The sequence below is a fragment of the Marinobacter daepoensis DSM 16072 genome (genome assembly GCF_000421165.1).
Taxonomy (GTDB): Bacteria; Pseudomonadota; Gammaproteobacteria; order Pseudomonadales; family Oleiphilaceae; genus Marinobacter; species Marinobacter daepoensis.
This window is the reverse complement of sequence record NZ_ATWI01000008.1, coordinates 657,672-680,114: the sequence shown is the minus strand read 5'-3', so window position 1 is coordinate 680,114 and position 22,443 is coordinate 657,672. Positions and strand designations below refer to the sequence as shown.

Genomic DNA, 22,443 nt, shown 5'->3' with positions numbered 1-22,443 from the left:
CGTAGTGATACCTTTATCCGGCATCGGCCATATCGTTAACCATGGCCATATAATTCTCGTAGTACTTGACCGGCGTAATCCATTCGCGCCTGACAAGGCCATCTTCCATCCTGGCTTTTTCGCGAAGGCAGGAAATCAGAATATACCCGTACGTCTGGTAAAAATGCCTGAGTTCCCGAGCCTGTCGATCCTCCAATGAAGAGTCCCAGTCTGCGTAAATCACATACTCTTCATCATCCAGATCAAAGGCGACCATTTGCGGCGAGTTGGCCCCGAAGGATTCGTTCAGGAACACCACGTTTTCGGGTTCGCCTCCATCACAGGGAAGGCCATAGAGAAACCAGACAACGTTGGCAACGTCACCGTTCCGGTCCCTCTGGATACCAACCGTGCCATCCAGTACTACAGACATGCTCCCTCCCCGAAGGCGCCTTCCGCCCGACGTTGTATTGCTTCGAGGTAGTCATCCATTTCAGTCTGGCTGGCAAACACTGTCAGATCCGGCATTACCTTGACGATTTCAAAAACCTTCCTGACCCCTTTACTCATCTGCGTAACACTGACCTGACCGCCACGGGATTTCATTAACTTTAAGGTTTTGAAAATCACCCGTAGCCCTGCGGAACTGATAAACGTAACACCTGCCATATTGAAGGCCACAACCTTGGTAGACGGCCCGATGATGCGGTTCAGCCGCTCATCCAACTGAGGCGCCGTATCGCTGTCCAACGAACCCTGCAACGCGAGGCTGACAGCTTCATTTGCATTGATTTTTTCGACGATATTCAGAGACATGGGTCATCTTCCTTGGGAATTCCGATGGTACCGACTTCAACGTTTAATGTGTTCATTCCGTTACGGTAGGTGTAATCGATTTTGTCACTCAACTCGGATATCAGGCTTAAACCAAGCCCTCCGATGGAACGGTCCTCAATCGGCAGAGGCTCTACTTCATCAGCCCCCGTCGGATCAAAACGCTCACCTTTATATTGAAAACAGAGACAGATCACACCGCTTCGATAGGCGACCGTCAGCCGCCAACTCACGCTATGCTTATCCGGCGCCACATGCTCACGCATGTTCGAATGAAACTCGTCGATGATTGTACAACAATCGTACATCACATCGCTATCGTGACAGTCGGAAGGCAAACGATTTTTCACAGCCTCAATGATTGAGGCAACACGGTCTTCGGTTGTTATTGTCAGTGTCATGATCCAGCGCCATGATGGTGAACAGTCAGAATCGTAATGTCATCAGATTGCGGCGACGGCCCGATAAACCCGAGGATCTGTTGCCGCAACAACTCAAGCAACCCATCAGATTGAAGCGGTGCCCGGAAGCCAAGACTCAGAAGCCTGTCGCTCCCAAATGCCTCGCGGTTAACATTGAACGCCTCGGTCACACCATCACTGTATAACGCCACTTTTTGCCCCGGCACAATCCGGGACTGACTGACCGGGTAACCAGTGTTCTCGTAGAGCCCCAGGGGCGGGCCGGATTCAACATGCATAAATTCCGGCGCGGCAATGCCTTTTATGCTCAACGGCGCATCATGGCCCGCGTTGAGCCAGCTCACCTGTCCGGTGGTCAGATCGATCGTGCAGAGGATCATGGTCACAAACATGCAGCTGTCATTCGCACGACAGAGCTCTGCATTGAGAGCTTCCGCAATCGCTTTCAGATCACCATCGTGCATCCTTACCAACAGGTTGAGCAGGCTGACGGTCTTCGCCATAAACAACGCGGCCGGAGCCCCCTTATCCGATACATCGCCTACCGCGACCACCGCTTTTCCGGTGGGCAGCCGGATGAACTCGTACAGGTCGCCCCCCACTGCCTTCGCCGGCTTAAGCCAGGCATCAATCGTCCAGTTCCGGTACGTCTCTTTGAAATGCCCGGCCCCCGGTACCATCGACATCTGAATAGAGCGCGCGACGGACAACTCTCCTTCAAGTTTACGGCGTTCGCTCTGCTCAGCTTCCATCGCGCGCGACAGCGACTGGACCAGACGACGGTTGAGCAATACCGTACGAACCATCGTCGCTATCACCTGAAGGTGTTCGATCACCTCCTGAGCAATAAAAACGAACTGGGATTGCACAGTAATCAGGCCGAGCCTTCTTCCGCTCTGCTCTATATCGTCAACAGGAATAACCAGAACCGGCTTCCCTTCATCATTCAGAACGAGGGAGGCATAGAGGCCATCCTGAACATTAAAGTATTCTGGCTGAGATCCCCGGAAGGCATCACGAACCAGACGTTCATCCACTAGGAAGGTTCCACTGACCGGTTCACGCTCATCCGCCTCTTCCGATCCCCCCACCGCTTTACTGGTTGCAACCAGAAGCGAAAAACCTTCCTGCTCCACACGTTGCTCCCAGACTCCGACGGAACCCAGTTCGTACTGAGCGACGACATTGTGGAGCACAGACCGCAAGCGCGTTTCAAACTCAGGCCCCGGTGGCAGGTTCACAAGATCAACGCCCAGCTGTCGGATAAAACGCTCACTGGAGGCGGCGGCTTCCAGATTCTGCCTCCATCCCAGCCGCTCAATGGCAAGCCCGGCCAGCGACACAACAGAGGCCATGTCTTCCAGCGCCCCGTCATCGGACTTTCCGGGCACAGGGCTGAACGCCGAGAATACGCCAAGCAATTCGCCTTGATGATTCAGGATAGGCTCAGACCAGACGGAGTTCACACCCAGCGCCTCCGCCACGGCCGCGCCACCCTGCCAACGATGATCGGCTCGAATGGATTCGCAGATAATACGTTTTCGCGTGTAGGCCGCCGTGCCAATGGATGTGGCCGCGTAACTCGCAGAAATGACAGGAAGGTGCGCCCGCAGCTCTTTGGCGAAGCGCGACGTTCCCATGGGGATCAGGTGGTCTCTTTGCTGATCAAATAACGAGATCTGGCAACGAGTGTCTTTAAGTCTTATTTCGGTCAGCTTGCAGAGGCTGTCGAAGATGCCCTCCAGCCCATTGCCCGCCGTGATGTCGGTCAGCACCCGGTTTCTCATGCTGTCCGCCAACCGATCCATCCGGTATTGGTGGATATTGCCCGCACTGAGCATTCGGGCAGCCTTGCCCTCAAAAACCGTATTGCCAACAAAACAATCGGTCCAGACCCCTTGCCGGTCCGGACCGCAGAACAACCAGTCTTTCCGCTGTGACCCGCTGGTTTTCAGCTGGTCCATCCAGCGTTCGAAATCCAGAAGGGAAAAGGGTTCTGGCTGCCAGGCATCGGGCCTCATCATTATCTGATCAGACAAGGCCTCTGTGCTGTCACAACCGAACAGTTCCAGTGCTTGCTGGTTTGCAAACAGGAGCTTCAGGCTGTGCCGGTCGAAAACCAGCACGATCGCGGCCCCTTGGTTCAACATGGATCGTGTGTCAGAAACAGACGAGCGAAGACGACGCTGGGCCTCCTCCAGGGCTTTGGTCAATGCACGAAAGCGCCCGGCGGTTCTGGAACGGTCTCTCAGGGCCACAAGGTACATAAGTACCAAGAAAACGATCAGAGCAAACAGCATAATTGTTTCTGATTCTTCAATAATCCCCGGCAACAACCTGACTCCCTATAACGACCCGAATGCTGAAGAGCAAGGCGATTCTAAAAGGCAATTCGATCAGTTACCACGAAACTCCACATTTTCAATCAGCTGTGTACTCAATTGGTCCGCTCCCACGACCGTTACTTCAAGGCCGGCCAGATCGACCCCCAGCAACATCAGGAGCGGCGAGACAATGCCTTTAAGCAGCACGGTTGTCACAATATCCAGCAGCGATTGAATGATTGGCGTCAGCACACTCAGAATCAGATCAACCACCCCGGAAATAACATCGGCCAGCCCGCCATCACCACAGCTAAGTGACAGGTTATCGAACTGCACATTCAACCCCTCAATCCAGGTTGGGCCACCACCTTCGAAAGCCACCCGGCACTGACCGCCATCACAATGCAGCCCATAGTCGTAGACCGCCTGGGGTTTCTCACTGGTTGGAAGCGACACGCCAAGGTCGGCATTCAGGCAGAGGCCCAGCACGGGGTAATCCAGCAGATGGAGTTTGAGTATGGTTGCTTTAAGAGGCTCCCGGTCAACAAGACCGTTAAACGGGTTGATTGTCCCGGTTTCAACATTCGCAATGCTTCCGGCAACAATCACGTCGAGGTCCACTTCATTGTCCCGGCCTCTGGCACAGTTCGCACCGACCAGCTCCGCGGTGCCGCCACCAACCTGAACCACCAGAGGCACGCGAATATCATCCAGAATCTGAAGGTCCAGCAACCCGAGCGACAACCCCTTAATGATTTTACCAATCTCACCCGTGACCAGCTGCAGATCTGCCGCGACTTCCAATGAAATGTCGGAGGCCCGCATCTGAGTCAGCCATTGCCCATCTTCTCCCTGACGAGCAGGCCCGATGACGACCTGCGCCGGGTTCGCCACCCCCAGTTTCAGGGTAAGATCGAGGTCTGCCAGAAACTCCAGACCACTCAGCAGCGTGGAGAGAACCGGCGACTCGTTGGTATCCAACTCCAAGGAGACCAACCCGTCACCGGTCTGATTCAAGGCACTGACACTGTTCAACACCACGCTGATCAGGAAATCGTAAAGCGGGAACTCCGCATTGGTGGCAGCCGAGCTCTCGCCCACTACTTTCAGTACCGCGGAGGTATCCAGCCCACTTATACCAAGCGCTCCGGTCAATCCGTCGACAAGCTCCCCTACAGGCGTTGTCACTCCCCCAACCAGAGTCGTGACTCCCTCAAGAACCTGAACCAACGGCGTATCCAAAAGCGAAACAACGTCTTTGATGCCCAGTACAGACAGCAAATCCCCAACGCCCACCAACGTATTCTGCAGGCTCGCCAGATCCGTCGGGTCCAGACTGTAATTGCTTTGTCCAAGCACCAGCCCCAGCAGGTTTCCAAGCAGGCCGTTCTGCACCTTCAGGGTTGAGGCATTGGCACTCATCACGGCATAGAGTTCTTTTCGAGCCGCCGCATTTACACTGATATCCATCGGCGGAACCAGAGAGCTCGGCAAGAGGGACGAGATGGGTTCAGACCGGGTATACCGAACGACAGCGGCATTCGTCTGGCGAATCTGGGCCTGCGCTTTCGGCGTAAATTCTAGAACCCGGGTATCATCCGTGCTGGGGTCAAGCACCCCGGCGAAAACCTCTAACTCGCTGGCGTCACCATCAAAACCTGCCTGGCGTGCAGCAACGAGGGCTCGCGAGCGCATTTCGGCGAAGTCGCCAACACCACAGGCCTGAGCCTCGTCCGCCGCGGCCGTTGCCGCAGCATTTACGATACGCTGCATCTCTGATTTTGCGGCCCGCAACCGAGATGCATCCATCGCCAGCGTGATGACCACGGCAATCGCCACGAACAGGAACGGCGTGATGAAGATCAGAACACCGCGCTGTGGCTTATGCCTAATCACGGGTTGGCTCCGCCAGCGTTTCAGGGATCTTGTGATCAAAACTCTCGGCCAATCGCTTCTGCGTTCTCAGGTAGATCTGAGCGCTGAGCTCCTTACCTCTGACCGGCTGTTTAACCTGAGCATCCAGCGCTTTACGGGCATGAGCCCGCTCGTCCCGCTCAAAACCGGGGCCGCTCAGGGCATCTTCAAGCACATCATTGGCAACGGCAGCCATGGGCAAAGCCAGCATCAAACCAATCAGCGACACGCGAATGATCATACTGCACCCCCTTCAAACCGCTCCGAGAACGCAACACCGCGCTCAACCACCTCCGCGTCGAGCCTCAGCTCCCGCTGAATCCGCTTCAAAGCCGATTCGCCACCATGGAGAAAATACGCTGCCACCATGTTGCGGCCAATGCCGTCTTTCCGGCCCGATAACTCATACGCGGTACGCAGTTCGAAGGCGGCCTGTCCGTAGAAGCCTCCCTGCATAAGCACAATGCCAAAGTCATTGCGTATGTCGGCTGAGGCCGGAGCTCTGGATTTCGCATCAGCCAGCGCCTGAATGCCCTCGGCGAGTTTTCCGGCTTTGACGTACACCACGCCAAGACCGTGATACGCCTCGGAGCTGTCACACGTTTGTGCAACCTGCAAATAGGCCTCTTCGGAATATTCCAGCTGCTCCACCTTACCCAGAAGCTGGGCCCAGCGAAGCCAGTGGTGCTGAGTTTCAAACGGCATGGCTTCGAGACGAGCCAGCGCAGCGTAGTTATCGGAAGATGCCATCATCGCATCAATCGCATCCAGCTCTACCCGGTGCTCCGGGCTAAGAGTGGTTGAACAACTAACCGTAAACTGTTGCCCACTCTCCAGACTCTCCCTGGGGCCCTGAGAGTCACGCTCAGACGTTGTGGCACAACCGGAGATAAACGCTGCCATTGATACTGCCAGAATCGGTAGCCGGAACGACGCCTTGGCTTTCATATATGACTCCTAATAAAACACCAGAATTTCGGTAACGAGGTGATCACCGCTGTAACGCATCCATGATCGAGAGCACAGCAGGCCCGCCGATCAGAATAAAGAGGGCGGGGAGCATGAAAACCATCATGATGATGGTCATTCTTGCGCCTATCCGGTTGGTTTCCTCTTTCAGTTTGCTCCGTTCGTCGTGATGGGCATCAGCAATAATCTGCTCCAGACCACCTGAGACCGCAGAGCCAAGAGAACCCGCCTGCTTCATAATCGTGACGTAGCTTCGCAATACATTCAGATTCTTGTTCCGGCCCATGTCCTCAAGGGCATGACTTCGGTCTGCACCACTCTCCATAACCCGATTGAAGCGCTCAATGCGTTTGATCAGCAGAGGCATCAGCTCCCGCCCCTGGAGCGCAATGAGCTTCAGGGCCCTTTCTGGTGTCAGCCCCGCTTCCATCATCATTCTGGTGAGGTGGCATAGCTCAATAGCCTCACGATTCTGCTGCTTTTCTGCAGTTTTCCCCGCACTACGTATAGAGCGCCGGGGAAGGTAAAAACAGAGCATGAACCCAATCATCGCAATCAATACATCGGCAAACACCGACAAAAGGACGGCGGCGACCATCGGAAGAAGCCAGCAGAACACGAGGTACACCTGTCGGGCCCGTAAAGGTGTTTTACCCGTTGCATCCAAGGCTTCTTCCAGTTCTTTGAAATCCCCTGCCAGGAATTTCTTCTCCACCAGGGCAAACACAAACTCGTTAAGAATCGCCCCTTCCGCATTTTCATCGTTTACCATCTGATGGTGCTGTAACCGAGAGGTGGCCCTCGCCTTGAGCGCCCGGGCGGGGCTCCAGGCGTAGACGGAAACCAGGGAAACAAGCGCACAGATGAGTGCGGCGGCAAACCAGAAATTATCCACGACCAACTCCCCGGATCAGGTTCCAGATCAGCGCAGAGCCCAGTAGCTGAAGAACCCCGGCGATGATCAGCATGGTATGCCCGGTACCGGTGTTCAGCAGGGTTTCTGCGAAGTCCTCGTTCATGAGTACGATGTAGACCGCCATCGCCGGCGGCATCAGTGCAAAGACCATGGCGGTAAACCGGGTTTCAGCCGTGGCTGCCATAAACTCCTGTCGCAACTCCTGCCTGGCCCGGATAGCTTTTGACACCTCCAGCAGGACGGGACGCACCGAGGAACCAAAACGCGCCGAGGTTCTCAGGGCCAGGGCAACCTGGGTAATGGAGGGAATGTTATAGAGGCCGGCAAATCCGTCCAGAATGGGCGTATAGTCCCTCCCCTGGGCAATGGCACTTTTCAGCCGGAAGACCAGCGGGTTAAACACTGGCGAGGCATCACCAAAGGCAATCGCCAGGCTCTGCTCCACCGAGCGCCCGGCCGACAGTGAACGAATCACCGAATCCACAATGACAGGAAGTTCAGCGAATATCTGACGACGCTGTTTCTCGTACATCAGGCGCCAGAGCGTAACGACCCCGGTCGCCAGGAAAAAAACCGCCACCAGCGCCTCGACCCAGCCACGGAACACCACAATGGCAACGACAAATCCGATCATGATGGCCAGCACGCCAGACACCTTTGACGTAGACCAATGGATGCCAGCCCGAACCAGCAGGTGATCCAGTGGCCCGAGATCGATTGCCACCTGAGCGTTTTCGCTCTTCACCACCGGCGGATTAAGCCGTTGGCGAATCTGCTTCCGGAGTCTGACCGCTGCACTGAGCTGCTCCCAAACCAGTTGGAGCAACAGATACAGAATTGCAAGAAACCCGACCAACAGGCTCATCAGCCAGAAAAGCTGCTCACTCATACTAGGCCTCGACTTCTGAAAGCTCTTTTGCGCGGTAGAGCGTTCTGGACAGGTACGGATCGTCCTTGGTTGGTGTCAGGGCAACGATCTCACTCACCAGGCGACGGCCACTGGGCAGGCGGGCCAGCTGAACAATCACATCCAGGGAAGAACTGATCAGTCGCCCTATGGCTCTTTCGCCAGCATCGTAGCCATTCACCGCCAGCAGAGTTTCTATACGGATCAGCGCATCCTTCGAGGTATTCGCGTGGATGGTACTCATCGACCCCTCATGCCCGGTATTCATGGCCTGCAGCAACTCGATGATTTCACCAGACCGAACCTCACCCACAATGACGCGATCCGGGCGCATCCGGAGCGCGTTGATCACCAGCTCCCGGGCACTGATTCGCCCCGAGCCTTCCGCATTGGCCGGCCGGGTTTCCAGGCGGACAATGTGGGGGTGTTCCAGCTGAAGCTCCGCAGAGTCTTCAATGGTCACGATCCGCTCATCTTTGGGAAGGTACTGGCTGAGCATGTTCAGGATGGTGGTTTTACCGGTGCCGGTACCGCCACTGACCAGAAGGTTTCGACGACCCTGAACAATGGATATCAGCAAGTCGAGGCATTCCCGGGTCATGGAGCCACGGTTCACCAGATCGGATGCGGTAAGGTGCTTGTTTGTGAACTTCCGAATGGAGATGGAAGGACCATCCAGCGCGATAGGCGGGATAATCGCATTCACCCGGGATCCATCAGGAAGGCGCGCGTCGACCATCGGGCTGCTTTCATCCAGCCGCCGTCCGAGAGGCGCCAGTACCCTCCGGATGATCCGCATAACGTGCTCGTCGTCGATAAAACGGGTGTGCGCTTTCTGGAGAACGCCAGCCACTTCGACAAAGACACTTCTGGGGCCATTCACCAGAATGTCGTTGATCTGGCCATCGGCCAACAAAGGCTCCAGCGGCCCGTACCCAACGATCTCGTCCATGGTTTCACGGGCCAGCATCGACTGATCAGACGCCGCTAACGGAATGCGGTGGGTATTGATGTATTGCGCAACGTTTACCTGAACAAAGGCATCCAGCTTCGACTTTTCCGTGCGCTCAACCTCGACCCCTTCTTCGTCCAGCCTTTCCACCAGATAGGCGTGCACCTGCCTTTTTAACTGTTGGTACTCTTCATCGATTCGCGTTGCCACGTGGTCTCTCCGTCATCCCAGTTGCTATTTGAACAGCCGCCGTTTTCCCGCTGGCTTGCCAGTGGCGGAGTAATGATTACCCACAAATCGCTGAAGCTGTTTCTGGTACCCGGAGCGTCTCGGCAAGGATGTCAGAGGAATGCCCGCATTGATCGAGTCCAGACGACTCTGCCATTCCATCGGTAAGGTCAGGTCGCAGGTGAGATCCAGCCGTTTCTCGATTTCGCTGACGCTCAGGCTGGCGCGCTTCTCATGGCCATCAATCACAAAGTGAATGTCACATTGCGGGTTGAGAACATCATGGCAGCCCTTAACCAGGTTTTCTGCCTGTTGCACCTGATTAACAACCGGGTGGGACACAACGATCAAGCGTGAGATATCGGCACCCATAATTCTCATCCAGGCCTGGGCCTCCGGAGTTCCGACATGCAGGATTACGTGATCAAAGAGTTCCGCCAGCTGAGACAACGCGATAAACAAATCTGCTGACGCGTCGCCGGTAAGCGCCTCCCGCCCGATGTCGCCAGACAACAGACGAAACCCCGTCGCGTATTCTTCGAGAGCGGTACTGACAAACGAGTGGTCAACCACATCTGTGCGACTGACGAGTTCGTTCAGAGAGATACGATTCAGGCTATCCAGGTAGAAGGTGCGACCGTCGGGCGCGAACGCATCAATAGCCAGCACCGTTCCGGTTGACGGTAGCCGGTTGACTTCATTCGCCAGGTTTTGCGCAAAAAACCGGGTATCGACGACCGGAGAGGCCCCCACAATCATCGTGATGCTCTGATCGTGATACCGGATTTTCGCCGAGTGATTGCGCGGGCCACTACCAGAAAGAGCCTGAAGACGCTCTTTCGCAACTTCGGAATCCGCTGCCATGATCAGGCAATCACGGGCACCAGCCCTCATCACCCTCAACAGCAAGTCCTGAGATACATGGGAAGCAACAGCCACCAGATGGGTATCCGGGTTGGCCTTCTGAATCGCGGAGAACAGCTTTACCGATTTCTCTGGTTCATCATCTGCAACGGCAACCATCACCACGGAAGCGTGGGTGGCCTGAACCAGCCGACTGACTCTTGAAAGATCGGAAGAAGAGACACATTCCAATGCCCACTCGTTGTCGAGTACCCGGTCCAGCCAGACACGGACTCCGATATCATCAGAAACACAAATCAGAGTTTCGTTCATTTTGATTGTCTCCTTACCAGCTCAGGCCACTTTCGAGCGGCTCTGTGCCGTCCCTGGAGTTCATGAACATATCGCCCCATTCGGTGCTTCCGTATTCGTACCGCTTACCAAAATTCGCGGCTTCCTCCGGCAGCTCTTTCTGGGCGCTAACGAAGTGAGGCGTCACCACCATAATCAGCTCTTTTTCATCATTGGCGACGCGGTCAGACCTGAAAAAAGCCCCCAGAATCGGGATATTACCCAAGCCCGGCAGGCGGTCACTGTTATTGAACGTCGACCGGCTGACCAGGCCACTGATGATAAAACTCTCCCCCGGCGCCATGGAGACGGTCGTCTCCGTGCGGCGGATACTGAGCCCGGGAACTGAGACGCCGGACGTGGTCACGCCTGAGGAGAAATCCAGCTCACTCACTTCCGGAGCCACTTTCAGGATGATCTGGTTTTCATCGACAACGGTCGGGGTCAGAGACAGACTCACACCAAACTCCCGGTAATCGATCTGTACATCGCCGTTGTCACTGGAGACGGGAACGGGGAATTCGCCACCGGACAGGAAGGTTGCTCTCTGCCCACTGAGACTGACGAGGGACGGCTCGGCAAGGGTGTAGGCAAAACCGCCGGATTCAAGTGCGTTGACAATACTCATGGAACTGGAACCGAACCCAAACAAGTTGAAGCCCTCCGAACCGATGCCTTCCGCCGCCTGAGTGACGCCGCCAAAGCCCCGGAACCCGCTGCCAGGAGGAGCCATGCCAAAGCTGTTGCTTCCGTTATTGAACAATTTGGCGTAGTAGACACCCAGGGTGTTGAGTTCCTTGCGGTTTACTTCCACCACCCGGATATCCGTCTGCACCTGCATGGGAGCCTGATGCCGCACACCAGCCGTAGACGTGATCAGGTAACGGGTTTCTCTCGGCTGATCGACACCTTTGAGCCACACCCGGACCGTTGCCTCACCAATGTCATGGGCCGTCACAAGCACTTCGTTGACATCAGAGACCTGCACTGCAGCCACTTCGGGAGCGCTTACCGCAACCTTCTCAAGCGATTTAGTAAACAGAAGAACGTGTTGCTGCCCTGGCGCCAGCAAGATGGGCTCATCGCCCGCAGCCAATGCTGCCTGCGTCGCTGCGAACAAAACCAGGAGAGGGGTTAGAACACGTTGAATCAAACGATGCCTGATGTTAGCGAACATAAACTGTCCTTGTACCTGAACCTTCAAAAACGTGCACTTTGTGCCCGGGATCCTCTTTCTTTTTCTTCTCCTCCTGCTGCTTCTTCGCCTCTTCTTTGGCTATCGCCTCAGGGGACCGGGGGCGAATCTCAGACAGGAACGCGACGTTTGCTTTCCTCATCTCTTCAGGCGACGCTGTGGCTGCCTGATCGTTCGGCTCGGACAAGGCGTCCACCACAATCTCTCTGGAAGAAGCCACAAATCGCAGATGGCTTTCAGCCGATGCCAGGGCGAGCCTGCCAACATCTTCCCGGGGCACCGCAAGCACCATGGTTGCGTTGCGCTTGTTCCGGTCGTCGTCTTCTGGCTCTGCCCGGGGATCCAACAGGCCACGAATCGCCAGAACTTCCAGGTCACTCAGAATAACGGAGCTGGATGCCATATCTTTTGAATCACTGCGGAACGTGGCGATCACATCCACCCGATCCCCTGGCACCAGCAGGCCACCAATACCGGACAACGGGTTCAGATCAAACGCCATGGCCCGCTCCTCCACCGACAACACCCGGGCAAGGTCGCTGACATCTTCAAGCGCGCTGCGGGTCAGCGGCATACCAGCGTTGACAGGCACCTTGAGGGTTTCACCAAAAGGGACATCCTCCTTCAGCAAGGCACCGTCAAGCTCTGCAGCCGTTTCAACACTCTGAAACAGCTCCGGCACCAACTTCTGCCCTGCTTCAATATTCTCGACCGCAAAGACGTAGGTGAATACAGCGGCCGGCTCAGGCTCCGATGTCACGTCGTTCTTTTCTACAACCGCGGCTTCGACTGGCTTCTGCTCATAACGCATCAGCCCGACAATCGCCAACACAATGGCCAACACCGCCAGCACCAAAGCGGGCAAGGTAGTTACAAACCTCGTCCTCATGATTCACCTTCCTGTCCTTGTTTTGTCTATCTGCGCTATTTCGCCATTAAAACGCCACGCTGGCGCTCACCGTCATACTCTCTGGCTGGGGAGGGAAGCGCCCCAACGCCCCAAGATTCAGCTGGGGCAACATAGGCTCCTTGCCAGAAATCATCAGCGAGCATTCCAGAATCGCCACCCCACTGTCGGAAACCTCACGACATTGCTGCTCAGAAATCCGGGAACGCACCCGTTGCGGTAAGCGCTCGCTCAGCTGCTCCAACGCAGCCTCGCTGTGAAACAGCACTTCGTCGCCAAAATTACTGAACTGACGGCGATCCAGGTAGAACACGGAGGCGACGGCTTTATCCACCGCCTCCTGCATCTCCGCCTTGTGAAAGAAGAGCATGCCGTAGACCGCACCGCCGTACAGCAATGCAACCAGCAAAGGAAAAACAAACACAAACTCCAGAGACACGACTCCGGAATGCCTGCTCAGGCTCAGCATGGCTACCTCATTCGCTCACTTAACGAAGACACCATTACGGTGCCAGCCTCAACCGCCGCTACTTTCACCACTGACGGTGCCGGAAGCGGTATCAAACAGGTCTGTAAAGAAATCGGCCATGGTGTCACCCAGCCCGGTGTTGGAGACCACAATCAGAATCGCAACGATAACTGCCGCCAACATGACATACTCGAGCGACGACGCGCCCTTCTGCTTCTTCAAGCTATTTCCGGACGCCAACATTGCACACTTCCTCATACCACAAACCCCCAAATTTTTACTTAGTTCCTAAAACTGAGTCTATTCAGTTTTAATTAGCCTATACTATAGAGAAATACTGCAACAAAAAGTAGCGAAAATACTTTATTCCCTTCCCTCCTGTTAGTCAGCAAAGATATTGAAAAATTTTGTAAAAGAACTGAGAAACACTGAAAAATGCTGAAAAATAAACCAATACCAAAGTGTTACAACTTAATGACACACAGAAAACTGCTCACATTTCGAGCCAAATAAAGAAAACCAAAGAACACGTACACACAAAAGCTACAGATCAGAAAACTTAAACTTCCGTTATAGTATAATTAATTTTATCCTTACTGAAAGAGAAAACCATCAATAGGAGTTCACATGCCGAAACCCTCTCAGAAAGCCCTGATAGCCGCCTTGATCGCTGCCGTGTCGGCCCCCTCTCTTGCCTCTCAGAAATTCCCCTCAAGCTATGACAGCCTGGGGATTGAGGTAAGCTATGTCGACTCGGGCAACTCCGAAGACAAGTCGGACGCCAAAGACGACCTGCACAATTACGGTGAAGTAGGCGCGAATTACACCCATCAGTTCAACCCAACCACCAGCCTGTTTATTCAGGGCTCCATGGCACAGCCCGAAACCCGCAATACAGACCGGGACGCAGACCTCTACCGGGGCTCAGTCGGTGGCAGGATTCACCCAAGCCTCTACCGCCTGGGAGGCTGGCGCCCATTTGCCGGTGCCGGATACAGCCATACCTATATTGATGCTGACGGCTTTGACTCAGAAAACGAGCACATGCTGTACGCTGAAGCAGGCCTTCAGTCGATGCTCGCTCCACGCATTCTGGCCGAAGCCGGTATCCGAGGCCGGGTTGAACTGGAAGACACCTACACCGATGGCCAGGTATTCGCCAGCCTGAACTACGTGTTCGGTCGCCAGTATCCTGCGGCACCAAAGAGTCGTGAGCCTCTGGACCTCAGCAAGCTGTCGGCACCACCGGTCGACTCGGATGGCGATGGCATCCCTGACAACCGTGACAAGTGCCCGGATACTCCTGAAGGTGCTCTGGTAGAAAAGGACGGCTGCGCCAAGGAACTGACCCGAGAAATCAAGGAGACCCTGTACGTCGAATTCGAACACGATAAGACAGAAGTCCTCCCCTCTTTCTATCCACAGATTAAAACGTTGGCCAAAACACTGCGCGAGTACCCAACGTCACGCATCCTCCTGGAAGGACATACCGATAGCACCGGCCCTTCATCCTACAACCAGAAGCTTTCCAAAAGCCGTGCCGGTGCAGTCATGAAAGTGCTGATCGATGAATTCGGAATCAGTGCAGACCGCATCCGCACAACCGGCATGGGAGAGTCTCAGCCCGTTGCGACAAACGAGACAGAAAATGGCCGCGCGCAGAACCGCCGGGTAGAAGCCATTGTCTCTGGCGAATACTCGGAAATTGTAAAGAAAGATCAGAGCGCAACGCCCTGAGACTGAAACAGCAGATGCCAGGCGCCAGCCTGGCATCTGCCCTTCAATTACTGTAACCGCACCAAAATATTCAGCATAAATTAATCTATCCGATAGATTTAATAAAAAATAAATAAAAGTGTAACAAGGTGAAGGTAGGTTCACCGCTTTGATCCCCATAGGACGCACTCCATGAAACGAAGAGATTTTATCACTCATGCAAGCGCGGCCGGGCTCTCGCTCGGACTGCTGTCTGCATGTGGCGGCAGCTCAAGTAACTCAAACAGCTCGGGCGACAATACCGCCCAACCACCCGGCAATACTCTGGACAACATCCGTGATCAGATGCCGGATTACAACGGCCCAAACCCATTTGTTCACGGCATTGCCAGTGGAGACCCTCTGGCGTACCAGGTCATTCTCTGGACACGAATTACTGCCGAGGGACTGGATGAGATTCCCGTTATCGTGGAAGTGTCGGAAACGCCCGACTTCAGCACCATTGTTTATGACGGTATCGGCTACGCCCGATCTGGCTCAGATTACACTGTGAAAATTGACGCCCACCTGCCCCAACCGGGAACCACTTACTACTATCGTTTTGAGTCGCTTGGGCATCGATCGACTGTGGGCCGTACCCGAACCACACCGGCCCCCAGCGAACCAACAGATCATCTTCGCCTTGCGGTCGTTTCCTGCTCCAACTACCCCTACGGATACTTTAACGCCTACCGGAGAGTGGCTTACCGCTCAGACCTGGATGCGGTGATCCATCTGGGTGATTACATCTATGAGTATGCTCAGGGCGAGTACGCCGACAAAAATCTCGCGGAAGAACGCCCCATCGATCCACCCCACGAGATTGTCTCGCTTGAGGACTATCGAAGACGCTACGCGTGTTATCGCACCGATGGCGATCTGCAGGAATGTCATCGACAACACCCGTTTATCTGCGTCTGGGACGACCATGAGATCACCAACAACGCATGGAAAGACGGCGCCGAAAACCACAATCCTGAAGCTGGTGAAGGCGACTATCCGGACCGGAAACGTGCAGCCGTCAAAGCGTATTTCGAGTGGATGCCCATTCGCCGCGTGGACCCCGACAATGAAATCCGCATCTATCGTCACTTCGAATTCGGGCAATTGCTCTCGCTGATGATGCTGGACACACGGCTTGTTGGCCGTGACGAGCAGGTTTCGACCTCCTGGGACGCCCGCGACCCGTCTCGCCAGCTTCTTGGGCACGAACAGGAGCGCTGGCTCTTCAATCAGCTGGAGAAATCCAGCAGCCGGGGCGCCCAATGGCACGTGATCGGGCAACAGATCATGGTTTCCCCCCTGACACTCGGCACGCTTCCGGACAACCCGAACTGGCATCTTGGCGGCGGCGCTCAGCTCAACTTCGATCAATGGGATGGGTATGAGGTCAGCCGACGAAACCTTCTCGGGCGCCTGGAAGCCATGGGGCTGAATAACGCCGTGATGCTGACCGGCGACATTCACAGCTCCTGGGCCATGGATGTTGCGATGGACCCAGGCAACCTGTTGTCATACAACCGCTTTACCGGAGAGGGCTCGCTGGCGGTAGAGTTTGTCACGCCTGCCGTTACCTCCCCGGCCGCCCCCACCAAAGGGCTCTCTGACCTCGCTGCAGCCGCCCTGATCCCCCTGAACCGACACCTGAAATGGGTCGACCTTTACCACCGTGGCTATATGGTCCTGGACATAACGCCTGAGCGCTGCAAAGCCGACTGGTTCCACCTTGAAACGGTGTCCGAACCCAGCAACCAGGAACACTTTGCCCGCTCCTATCTCACAAAAGATGGCGGCAACCATGTAGAACGGGCAAATGCTCCCAGCGCCCCCAAACTGAATGCCCCGGCCCTTGCTCCGGCCGCTTCTCAAACCACGGAGATCCTCTGATGAGCGTGAATCGCAGAAAGTTTCTGAAAAACTTCCTGGTTGGAGCGGCAACGGTCCCAACACTGAGCGCCTGTGGCGGCGGCAGTGGCAGTGATAGCGACAATGGGAATGGCGGGGGCGATATATCCCCCGAGCTACCGGGCGGCCAGGAAATCACACCGACCGAAAAACTTCGGTTTATGGTTGTGGGTGACACAGGCACAGGTACCCAAGGGCAATACCATGTGGCGGCCGCAATGGAAAAGGTTGCCAAGGCTCAGGGCGCCGAGTTTATTCTGGGCGCAGGCGACAACATCTATGAGGAAGGGGTGACATCGGTTGATGACCCCCGCTTCCTGGATAGTTTTGAATACCCCTATCAGAATCTGGACCTGCCGTTTTACATGTGCCTGGGCAATCATGACTGTGCCAGCACAATCTTCGGCGGCGGCAGTAACAACAAGCGCGGCGATTATCAGGTTGACTATCACTACAGCACCAACCGGTACTCCAACAAGTGGAAAATGCCGGCTCGCTTCTACAACGAGATATTTGGCAAGCAAAGCGACGGAGCCCCGTTCCTGGAACTGTTTGTTGTAGACTCCAACCCCCTGACGAGCTTTTATATCGACAGGGATGAAGACTTTAACTGGCAGAACTATGGCTACCCTCAACAGATGTGGATGAAAGAGACGGTGGACGCATCACAGGCCCACTGGAAGATCGCCATGTCTCACGTTCCCTACAAATCCAATGGCAAGCACGGCAACGCCGGAAATCTCGACGAAGGCTTGAGAATCCTGTTCAACAACCCCGATGCCGACGGGCTGAGATACAAGGCTTTTCTGGAAGATGCCTTTGCTCACAAGATCGACATGTTGTTTACAGGCCACGACCATTCAATGCAGTGGATTAAGCCTGTTCCGGAGTTCGGACCCGCGCACATCATTGTCTCAGGAGCCGGCGGTAAAACCGACGCACTGAAAGAACCTGAACGGAATCCTACGTTTTATCAAAGGGAAGAAATGCTGGGGTTTGTCTGGGTTGAACTGACAACCTCCACCATGAAGGTGGAATTCTATGTTGTTGACCCGGATACCGGAGACCATACCGTTGGGTTCAGCAGGGAAATCACTAAGCCGGTAACCACCGGAGCTCTGGAGCCAGCGCTGGCCTGACGGCCACGTAACCCCGGAAGCATAACCGCCTTGCCTCACTCATGAGCGAGGCAAGGCGGACAACCTGATCAGTTCAGATCGCTACTTACACATACTCCGTATACATCCCTCATCTTCGCAATGGCCAGCAAGCCACCCTGAAGGGCGTAACGAACTCCCATCAACTTCTGGGTTTCATCCACCGGCATAGACAAGAACTTCACTTGCCGGTCATTGATCAGATACAGAGCATTGAGCTCCAGTCCATTGGTGTTGTCGTAGTTACGATCACCCGTTTCAATATCCACACCACCATCCGCAAGCGGCATCACACCTGTAACCTGTGACAGGCTATCCAACCCCAGCAGAGACAACTGAAGCGCCTGATTTGGATTGCCGATCAGGAAACCAATATCTTTATTGCCTCCCATCTCATCCGTCAGAACTCCCAGATCCTGCAGCGGCGGCCGCGCATACACGTCTATGTAGGAATGGAACAGCCCCAGCAGCCCCAGAGGCAGGGTCAGACGGGCGTATGTGTCCATGCTGCCATCCGTGATGTTGTAGATCGCATTTTCGTCAACGGATTCGCCGTCTCCGATAATGACCGGAGCGCCGGTGCCGGAATAGATGCTACCAACGCGAACATCCACCACATCGTTCGTCAGAAGACGGGACAAACGGTTGTTATCCAGCACGCCACACTCATTACCGACGCTGCTGGCTTTTACCGTCAGAATGTCAGATGTTTTGGGGCCACCTGGCAAACCACACGTCAACGCGAAGTCGTATTGGCTATCATCCACACGACGCGGCAATGTCACACTGCGTGAGCCGGCCGCCGACTGCTCAAAGAAGCCAGTCCAGCCTTCCACGCCACTGTTCCCGCCTTCACAGAACAGAACGTTCCGCGCCCGCCATTCGAACGTGATTTCTTCTCCCCCGGCGACATCAGTACGAGGTGTTTCGAAACGCTCAATGACCGGGCTGGCATTGCCAACAACGACATAAACGTTAGCCGTGGTCGGTTCTTGAGTGGCAGGGGCCGCACAGGACAGAGAATAAGTGTACACACCAGGCTCGGTCGGCGCGGTAACATCCTGCTGCCCACGAGTAGCGACTTCACCGGCAACCCAGCCGGAACCTACCGTCTCAGTGATCTGGCACGAATCAGCGCCCACGGAGTCCCAAACAATAGCGAAATTCTCACCCGCACCAACGCGTGAGGGAACCGCACTCAAGTTAATCGCCGGCTCAGACAGGGTCTGCTCAACCCGGCTTACCGGATTGCCGTCAGTATCCGTTTCGGTGATGGTGACATAATCAACGCTGAAAGCTGTGGTGATGTTTGTCTGAGTATTGCCAGGGCCGGAACAGACAAGTGTCGCATCCAGCAGGTGCGTACCGTCAGCCTTAGGCGGCAACTGAACCTTAACGGGGCCAGACAATCCTTGATTCTCAAGCTCAAGATCACGCCACTCAGGCCAGTTCTGGCTGTATGGCACGCAAGAATTAGCTCCGTCGGTCACCCAATCCACGGTTACCCAGCCATCCTCAATTGAAACGGGCAGGGTAAACTCACCCACGGGCGGGGCCACATTACCCACCGTCAGTTGAAGGGACTCAGAAACGCCCTGCTTGCCAGAAGTATCCTTGCAGCTCAGATTGTAATTATAGACACCCGGAGCCAGTCCTTTAGCGGTATACGCCCCGGTGAATCCATTGGTGAAATCCGCTGCAAAGGCAGACGCCCAGCGAGAATCCCCGGAGGTGGCAACACAGGATTCCGCAGAGGTGTCCACCTCCCAGGAGAAGCTGATCGAGCCATCCGCAGGCATGACCGCGGACTGCAGTCCATTCTCAAAGGCCATCTCGACCACCGGACCGGCCGGACGAACGGTGAAAAGCAGATTCTCGATGGTGGTGCCGCCCTGCTCATTGGCACAGGACAGGCTATAGACATAATTTCCGGGCTCTTCAAAAACCCGCGTATAGGAATCGGTCGCGCCCAGAACCTGGTTCCAGCCAGCATCTGCGGGCTCGCTGGCGCCGGTGCATTGTGCTGCCCCTGCCGCTGTCCAGGCAATGGTAACCGGCACACCGCTTTCGATAACACCCGCGGGGCGCTGGCTAAAGGTGATCTCAGGCCCCTCGACCGGCGCGGTCTCAGGCACAACGTTGATAACAACCTGCTCGGTTGTCTCACTGATGTTCTCGCCACTGCAGGTCAGTGAGTAAAGGTAGGCACCCGGGCTTCCCGGCATCGTGACCGTTTCAAAACCAACGGCATCGCGCTCCCCGGTCCAGGAAGAATTGATGTCTGACCCAGTACTGGCCACACACCGTTCAGCGTTGTCCGCTTTCCAGGTAAAGACCACGTCATCGTTGGCTTTTACAACGTCAAACGTCACCGCATCAAAGTCGATGGAGGCAGGCACCCGCCCCAAAACCTTAACCACCGCTTCATCGGTGACCGAACCACCAGATTCCGTCTGGCACTGCAGTGCAAACCGGGCGTCACCTGTGGCATTCACCTGAACCACTTCTTTACCTTGAGCCCCCTTACTGCCACTCCAGTTGCCGCCTGCGGCACAGGACGTAACAGAAGACGAGTCCCAGGCCAGGGTTACGAACTGGCCGGCAACCACACTGTCGGCATTCGCCGTGATCGATACCGTGGGCGACTCATCCCCGCCTATCCGGGAACTGCCACCACCCCCGCCACAACCGGCCAAACCTGCTATCGCGAGCGATACTGCAGATATGCGAAAGGTTAACGACATATACCTGCTCGACATACTTACTTCTCCCTTAACTACATCAACGTTTGACGATTTTTATATTATAACCATTTTTATGCCATACAAAACATGACAAAAAACTTCCTGAGAGAGGAACCGCTAAAAATGGGGAGGGGGCCAGCTATCGATGCCAGCGTCCGTCACGCCAGAATTGCTCCAGATCCAGCCCTCTGGCAACAACTTCGTCTTCGACACTGGCTCTTATCAACTGATAGATCGACACACCGGCCTGCATGGCGCTACGAAAGACCATGGCCAAACGCCGGGCAAAAAACGGACACGCCGATTCCGGGTTGGCGAACTCGTAACTCATCACTCGAGAGGCACCAAACAGTGGCGCAAGCTGCCCCAACTTAAAGGCAGGATCTTCACGACTGATGGCTTCAAAGATTTCATGCCCGGAGAGAGGCTCCGGCATAAAAAGGTTGATATCGTCTGGGTACCGGAACAGGTAGCGCAGAAGGATTGCAGTAGGTGCATCCACCCGCTGATTCGCACGCTGGCGAAACCGATAAAACGCTTTTACCTGTAAGCCGAGGACCCAGTAGGATTCCGCGCTCGTCAGACCAAAACTCTCTCGAAACAGCGCGAACTGGCTATCACTTCGCCCCAGGATCGGGCGGCAAAAGCGATTGTACTTGAGGAGCTCGTCGTCACTCACGGCAGCGGTTTTACTCCATTTGCCTTTGATCATGGTGACTGATGGGTCCAGATCTCTGGAAACCGCTTCATCACGCAGCACCGCCAGATAATGTTCCCGGAACCACTGGCCAAACTCTTCGTATACAAGGGATTGGAAGCTCGTGTATGCCTCATCGCTCATCCAGTCCGTAAGAGAATCTTGCTCCCTCAGTAAAGCCCAGCCAGATTTGGATTCCAGCGCCCCAGACACATACTCTGGCGCGCCGTCATTCCCCATCACAAACTGAGTCAGCGTTTTCCGGAAAAACTGTGCGTATTTGCCCACAACCAGCAACTGAAGCCGCGCAACAGGCAAACCAGCGTTCTGGACGCCAGCTCCGTCATCGCCAAGCATCTTGTACGACGAGATATACGAGCGCCCGAACAACGGCGCGAAACCGGATTTGCCAACGGCCTTGCCTGGATGACTGGAATGCAGTTCAGCAATAAAGGGCTGCAACAGTTCGAAGACTTCGTTGCTCGAGGGGCGCAGAGGGATGGGAACCAGATCCGGGCGCTTAAGTAGCAACCGGAGCAGAATCGCCTGGCTAGGCCGGATACCCGGCAGTTCCGAAGCATGACTGCTTTCCGGGTCGCCGTCAGTATCTTCTTCAACCTGGAGCGACCGTCCAACCGTGAATACTGAGGATTTAGCCCGCTTCAACTGGCTCAACCGGTTCAACGGTACATTCATCAGCAGCGCCAGATCAAGATCCCGGACTTCACCGCCTCCGAGATAGCTTTCCAGTACGGCTTTGAGGTTCATCAGTGTCCGGCCACTGATGGGGTCTGAGGGATGAGTCAACTCGTTTATGGGCATTCGATCAGTCTCAACGGTGGTGCCTGGTTTTTTATCCGGGGCATTAGTTCACATTATAAAATGCCAGAATTCTGAACTTTATTTTTCATATGCTACCATAGAGCAATAAATTCGTAATTTGCGAATAGCCCCAATCTTTCTTACGCTTCGGTA

At 55.1% G+C, this 22,443-nt stretch carries 20 protein-coding genes; 3 read left to right on the top strand and 17 right to left on the bottom strand.

Features of this window, described 5'->3' with window-relative positions:
- Positions 1-13: 13 nt before the first annotated feature.
- From K325_RS0103725 to K325_RS0103655, 15 genes are all read right to left on the bottom strand, one after another.
- Positions 14-412 carry a hypothetical protein gene (locus tag K325_RS0103725; RefSeq protein ID WP_029652917.1) on the bottom strand — a complete coding sequence of 133 codons (399 nt, stop codon included), beginning with the start codon at positions 410-412 and terminating at the stop codon, positions 14-16.
- Positions 403-795, bottom strand: coding sequence for an STAS domain-containing protein (locus K325_RS0103720; protein ID WP_029652916.1), 393 nt, complete (start codon positions 793-795; stop codon positions 403-405). Before K325_RS0103720 ends, K325_RS0103725 begins: the two co-directional genes overlap by 10 nt.
- Complete coding sequence (locus K325_RS18210; protein ID WP_029652915.1) at positions 786-1,214, bottom strand: ATP-binding protein; 429 nt, start codon at positions 1,212-1,214, stop codon at positions 786-788. The genes K325_RS0103720 and K325_RS18210 overlap by 10 nt, the downstream gene beginning before the upstream one ends.
- The gene (locus K325_RS0103710) at positions 1,211-3,535 is read right to left on the bottom strand and encodes a GAF domain-containing SpoIIE family protein phosphatase (RefSeq protein WP_156836561.1); all 2,325 of its coding nucleotides are present in this window, start codon (positions 3,533-3,535) and stop codon (positions 1,211-1,213) included. The genes K325_RS18210 and K325_RS0103710 overlap by 4 nt, the downstream gene beginning before the upstream one ends.
- Positions 3,536-3,631: 96 nt before the next feature.
- Entirely contained in the window at positions 3,632-5,455 is a 1,824-nt protein-coding gene (locus K325_RS0103705) for a pilus assembly protein TadG-related protein (protein WP_029652913.1), read from the bottom strand.
- Positions 5,448-5,714 (bottom strand): hypothetical protein, encoded by a 267-nt coding sequence (locus K325_RS0103700; RefSeq protein ID WP_029652912.1) that lies wholly within the window; start codon positions 5,712-5,714, stop codon positions 5,448-5,450. The genes K325_RS0103705 and K325_RS0103700 overlap by 8 nt, the downstream gene beginning before the upstream one ends.
- Positions 5,711-6,421, bottom strand: a complete 711-nt coding sequence (locus tag K325_RS0103695; protein WP_051146547.1) for a tetratricopeptide repeat protein — start codon at positions 6,419-6,421, stop codon at positions 5,711-5,713. Before K325_RS0103695 ends, K325_RS0103700 begins: the two co-directional genes overlap by 4 nt.
- A gap of 43 nt (positions 6,422-6,464) precedes the next feature.
- Positions 6,465-7,337 (bottom strand): type II secretion system F family protein, encoded by an 873-nt coding sequence (locus K325_RS0103690; RefSeq protein WP_029652910.1) that lies wholly within the window; start codon positions 7,335-7,337, stop codon positions 6,465-6,467.
- Complete coding sequence (locus tag K325_RS0103685) at positions 7,330-8,247, bottom strand: type II secretion system F family protein (RefSeq protein ID WP_029652909.1); 918 nt, start codon at positions 8,245-8,247, stop codon at positions 7,330-7,332. The genes K325_RS0103690 and K325_RS0103685 overlap by 8 nt, the downstream gene beginning before the upstream one ends.
- 1 nt (position 8,248) lies before the next feature.
- Positions 8,249-9,427 carry a TadA family conjugal transfer-associated ATPase gene (locus K325_RS0103680; protein ID WP_029652908.1) on the bottom strand — a complete coding sequence of 393 codons (1,179 nt, stop codon included), beginning with the start codon at positions 9,425-9,427 and terminating at the stop codon, positions 8,249-8,251.
- 24 nt (positions 9,428-9,451) lie between these two features.
- Entirely contained in the window at positions 9,452-10,621 is a 1,170-nt protein-coding gene (locus tag K325_RS0103675; protein WP_029652907.1) for a CpaE/TadZ family protein, read from the bottom strand.
- Between the two features lie 13 nt (positions 10,622-10,634).
- Positions 10,635-11,816, bottom strand: coding sequence for a type II and III secretion system protein family protein (locus K325_RS0103670; protein WP_029652906.1), 1,182 nt, complete (start codon positions 11,814-11,816; stop codon positions 10,635-10,637).
- Positions 11,806-12,723: a Flp pilus assembly protein CpaB gene (gene cpaB / locus K325_RS18205; RefSeq protein ID WP_029652905.1), complete on the bottom strand. Its 918-nt coding sequence runs from the start codon at positions 12,721-12,723 to the stop codon at positions 11,806-11,808. The genes K325_RS0103670 and cpaB overlap by 11 nt, the downstream gene beginning before the upstream one ends.
- Positions 12,724-12,769: 46 nt before the next feature.
- The gene (locus tag K325_RS0103660) at positions 12,770-13,210 is read right to left on the bottom strand and encodes a TadE/TadG family type IV pilus assembly protein (protein WP_029652904.1); all 441 of its coding nucleotides are present in this window, start codon (positions 13,208-13,210) and stop codon (positions 12,770-12,772) included.
- 48 nt (positions 13,211-13,258) lie between these two features.
- Positions 13,259-13,432 (bottom strand): Flp family type IVb pilin, encoded by a 174-nt coding sequence (locus K325_RS0103655; protein ID WP_156836560.1) that lies wholly within the window; start codon positions 13,430-13,432, stop codon positions 13,259-13,261.
- Between the two features lie 405 nt (positions 13,433-13,837).
- Between K325_RS0103655 and K325_RS18200 the strand changes: the two genes are divergently transcribed.
- The 3 genes from K325_RS18200 to K325_RS0103640 all read left to right on the top strand — a co-directional run bounded on the left by K325_RS18200 (position 13,838) and on the right by K325_RS0103640 (position 18,009).
- Complete coding sequence (locus K325_RS18200) at positions 13,838-14,947, top strand: OmpA family protein (RefSeq protein WP_051146546.1); 1,110 nt, start codon at positions 13,838-13,840, stop codon at positions 14,945-14,947.
- A gap of 171 nt (positions 14,948-15,118) precedes the next feature.
- Entirely contained in the window at positions 15,119-16,852 is a 1,734-nt protein-coding gene (locus K325_RS0103645) for an alkaline phosphatase D family protein (RefSeq protein WP_029652901.1), read from the top strand.
- Positions 16,852-18,009 carry a metallophosphoesterase gene (locus tag K325_RS0103640; protein WP_051146545.1) on the top strand — a complete coding sequence of 386 codons (1,158 nt, stop codon included), beginning with the start codon at positions 16,852-16,854 and terminating at the stop codon, positions 18,007-18,009. Before K325_RS0103645 ends, K325_RS0103640 begins: the two co-directional genes overlap by 1 nt.
- Positions 18,010-18,077: 68 nt before the next feature.
- On the opposite strand, the gene K325_RS0103635 is transcribed toward K325_RS0103640, so the two are convergent.
- Positions 18,078-20,786 carry a hypothetical protein gene (locus K325_RS0103635; RefSeq protein ID WP_156836559.1) on the bottom strand — a complete coding sequence of 903 codons (2,709 nt, stop codon included), beginning with the start codon at positions 20,784-20,786 and terminating at the stop codon, positions 18,078-18,080.
- A gap of 124 nt (positions 20,787-20,910) precedes the next feature.
- Complete coding sequence (locus K325_RS0103630; RefSeq protein ID WP_029652898.1) at positions 20,911-22,290, bottom strand: hypothetical protein; 1,380 nt, start codon at positions 22,288-22,290, stop codon at positions 20,911-20,913.
- Positions 22,291-22,443 lie beyond the last annotated feature (153 nt).

Excerpts from the sequence above, each read along its gene's own strand:
- K325_RS0103725 (WP_029652917.1), bottom strand. The coding sequence starts at position 412 with ATGTCTGTAGTACTGGATGGCACGGTTGGTATCCAGAGGGACCGGAAC.
- K325_RS0103720 (WP_029652916.1), bottom strand. The coding sequence starts at position 795 with ATGTCTCTGAATATCGTCGAAAAAATCAATGCAAATGAAGCTGTCAGC.
- K325_RS18210 (WP_029652915.1), bottom strand. The coding sequence starts at position 1,214 with ATGACACTGACAATAACAACCGAAGACCGTGTTGCCTCAATCATTGAG.
- K325_RS0103710 (WP_156836561.1), bottom strand. The coding sequence starts at position 3,535 with ATGCTGTTTGCTCTGATCGTTTTCTTGGTACTTATGTACCTTGTGGCC.
- K325_RS0103700 (WP_029652912.1), bottom strand. The coding sequence starts at position 5,714 with ATGATCATTCGCGTGTCGCTGATTGGTTTGATGCTGGCTTTGCCCATG.
- K325_RS0103695 (WP_051146547.1), bottom strand. The coding sequence starts at position 6,421 with ATGAAAGCCAAGGCGTCGTTCCGGCTACCGATTCTGGCAGTATCAATG.
- K325_RS0103685 (WP_029652909.1), bottom strand. The coding sequence starts at position 8,247 with ATGAGTGAGCAGCTTTTCTGGCTGATGAGCCTGTTGGTCGGGTTTCTT.
- K325_RS0103675 (WP_029652907.1), bottom strand. The coding sequence starts at position 10,621 with ATGAACGAAACTCTGATTTGTGTTTCTGATGATATCGGAGTCCGTGTC.
- K325_RS0103670 (WP_029652906.1), bottom strand. The coding sequence starts at position 11,816 with ATGTTCGCTAACATCAGGCATCGTTTGATTCAACGTGTTCTAACCCCT.
- cpaB (WP_029652905.1), bottom strand. The coding sequence starts at position 12,723 with ATGAGGACGAGGTTTGTAACTACCTTGCCCGCTTTGGTGCTGGCGGTG.
- K325_RS0103660 (WP_029652904.1), bottom strand. The coding sequence starts at position 13,210 with ATGCTGAGCCTGAGCAGGCATTCCGGAGTCGTGTCTCTGGAGTTTGTG.
- K325_RS18200 (WP_051146546.1), top strand. The coding sequence starts at position 13,838 with ATGCCGAAACCCTCTCAGAAAGCCCTGATAGCCGCCTTGATCGCTGCC.
- K325_RS0103645 (WP_029652901.1), top strand. The coding sequence starts at position 15,119 with ATGAAACGAAGAGATTTTATCACTCATGCAAGCGCGGCCGGGCTCTCG.
- K325_RS0103640 (WP_051146545.1), top strand. The coding sequence starts at position 16,852 with ATGAGCGTGAATCGCAGAAAGTTTCTGAAAAACTTCCTGGTTGGAGCG.
- K325_RS0103635 (WP_156836559.1), bottom strand. The coding sequence starts at position 20,786 with ATGTCGAGCAGGTATATGTCGTTAACCTTTCGCATATCTGCAGTATCG.
- K325_RS0103630 (WP_029652898.1), bottom strand. The coding sequence starts at position 22,290 with ATGCCCATAAACGAGTTGACTCATCCCTCAGACCCCATCAGTGGCCGG.